We start from the raw sequence: 2,734 nt of genomic DNA on the forward strand, positions 1-2,734 counted from the left end.
AACAAACCTGTATCAATACGGGCCGTCGGAAGATCCAAATCACTGGCTTCAGTAATGGTAGTACCAAAGGCAGATGTCAACACAGGGGGAGGTGCAGCATTAAGGGTTATCTTACCTTGATTACATTCTCCTTTTTCATTTTTCAAGGAAAATATCAACTCAGTTCCGAGGTAATCACAGACATTTAGATTAATCAAATCATCTGAATTTTCTAACCTCCATGTATCACCTAATTGCCCCCCCCAGCTATTATATATAGAAACTTCCAATTCTGAAATAAAAATTGAAGCTGAGGTAATATTTGATGCTAAATCTTGCGCAGATACCTGAATATATCCATCTTTATTGATCCCCGGATTAATGTTGGAACAATTTGGTGAAGAATCGAATACTATTCCAGGACGAAAAGGAGATATAAATCTTGCCGAAACACCGGAAATTTTGGTTTCAACCAATTCCCCGTTCCGATTAATTTCATATACCCCTAGGCCAGTTGTTACCAGAATATTTTGATTCGATAACTCATAGACACCGCGATAACCACCTAATTCCTGAGGATTGTAAATTCCAATGGTATTTCCATTAGGATCTAATTCAATTATTCCTTCATCAGTACCTTCAAAATTAGCTATTAATACATTACCGGCATTAGGTCCATCTGGTATTTGATATAATTGTTCAGGAAAAGTATTTATAGATGTAAAATTAGATATAAAAGCCCCAGATGAATTATATCGATGTATTGCGTCACTGGTAATTCCCCCAACTAACCATTCTCCAGAATTGAGCCCCCCTCCACTTTGAACTATATTTATAATATCAAAGGGGCTATCAAGTCCCCCAGTTCCGTTACTTATAAAATTGCCCAAATAATTGCCTTCTGAATCAAACTCTGCAATAGCATCTGCATTATTTCCTCCACCAACTGTTACAAGCAAATTACCATTCGCTCTTAGAGCCATTCCCCTTACATTATCTAATAAAAAAGTATTGCCCCCTCCCTGTGGAGCAAATATCCCAAGATAATTACCATCAATATCATATTCCTGAACAACATCCTCTAATTGATCTGAAACCAAAATACTCGATCCGGAAGGACCAACTATTGCATGAATGGGTGTAGAAAGATTATTTGGATCAGAAGGAATGAAGTTTTCATTTACTAAATCACCAGTATTGGCATCAAAAGCCATTACCCTATCATTTGTACTTTCAGGAATAAGTAAAAGGGCATTTTCACTAACCACCCCAGCTTTAGTTACTTGATAAGACACAGCTGACCCGTTTGAAGGTGTTGCCAATGGAAAGTCAATACCTTCCATCTCATACAATACCTTTAAAGAATCAATATTCTCTGAGGATATATTTGGCTCACTGTTAGGCAAAATCTGACTTTTCCCTATTTCTGGAAAAGTTAAAAATGCCATAAAAAAATAAGTAAAACTCAATATTTGAAAAAACACTCCAGGGTAATCTTTTTGCATATTATTTTTTTAAAAAATCACAAAATATAAATTTATTAGCATTTATATCATTCCACTTTCACCATTCGTCTGGTAGCCGTATATTTATCCGTATCCAATTGATAATATAATACACCCGTAACCGGTAATTCCTGTGGTTTCACCTGTACTTCATTATAGCCCTTCTTGTATTCACCCTCAAATTCTTTCAACACCTTGCCCGTCACATCGTATATCGTCAATCGCGCATCCGTATCTTCCGGCAAGTCAAAACCAATCACCGTATACCCGTCAAACGGATTGGGTCGGTTTTGGTGTAACTTAAAGCCGTCTCCGATCTCACGGTTCCCTACTTCAAAATCATCCATCGGGGCCGGTCCTCTCGATACTACATCCGGTTCCGTACACTCCGCATCAACCTGGACTATTATCTCCTGAACATAGGTTATCCGGGAATCCTGGTCACACCAGTCGATAAATTCCCAGGTACGCTCTACCTTGTACATGCCACTCGCATCTAATATCCGACTCACTTTATCCGAATGTCCTATCGCCACAGCATTACACAACGCTCCTTCCAGTTGCGGTAACAAGGTCGCACTACCCGTCAGATTTGTCGATAAATTGTATACCATTTCTTCACTCAGTACACACAGGGCTTCTGTCTTCGTACCTACATCTTCTGGCAAGTCAAACATGCTCAATCTTACTTCACAGGCCGGCTCAACGTGGATTATTTGCTCTACTTCCCACTCAGGAGCTTTGTCACTACATCCACCCTGGATGAAGAATCTTCTCGTGATGGTTCCATAGCCGCAATCATCCAAATCAATCCACACATCCTGCTCACAAGTAGCTGTGCAGTTAACCGCTATCACACCGTTGTATGCGTGCTCCCGGATCGTATCCAAATAGCTCTCTTTCGTTACTTCGGTGATCCAGTCAATCGTTCCGTCGTGTAAAGTATCAGCTATCTTTTCTGTGATTGATTTCTCCTCACATACTACCGTGTTGTAGTAGAACTGAAGTACACTGTCAGAAAGTATATTTCCATCTATGTCTGTAGGCTGGCCTTGATTGTTAACCCAGGTTTTGATATAGCTACCAAACGCCGCATCCAATGCAGCATACGCCCCTGACGTATCTGAAATACTTCCGCCACCAGCATTGTAGACTGCCGCTTCTTCCACAACATCTTTGTAGAACAGGTTATACGCTTCACATGATATGGTAAGGTCTTCCAATTCTTTAGATACTTCCGCTTGTGATTT

2 protein-coding genes are annotated in these 2,734 nt (G+C 39.9%); both read right to left on the bottom strand.

The features are described 5' to 3' along the window. The coding region (locus LVD47_RS23210) for an NHL repeat-containing protein (RefSeq protein ID WP_236981094.1) at positions 1–1,484 on the bottom strand (1,484 nt) is incomplete at its 3' end. Between the two features lie 47 nt (positions 1,485–1,531). Continuing rightward, a partial coding sequence (locus LVD47_RS23215; protein WP_236981096.1) for a T9SS type A sorting domain-containing protein occupies positions 1,532–2,734 on the bottom strand: 1,203 nt, incomplete at its 5' end.

Origin of the sequence: Membranihabitans maritimus (assembly GCF_021729145.1) — a bacterium.
GTDB lineage: Bacteria > Bacteroidota > Bacteroidia > Chitinophagales > Saprospiraceae > Membranihabitans > Membranihabitans maritimus.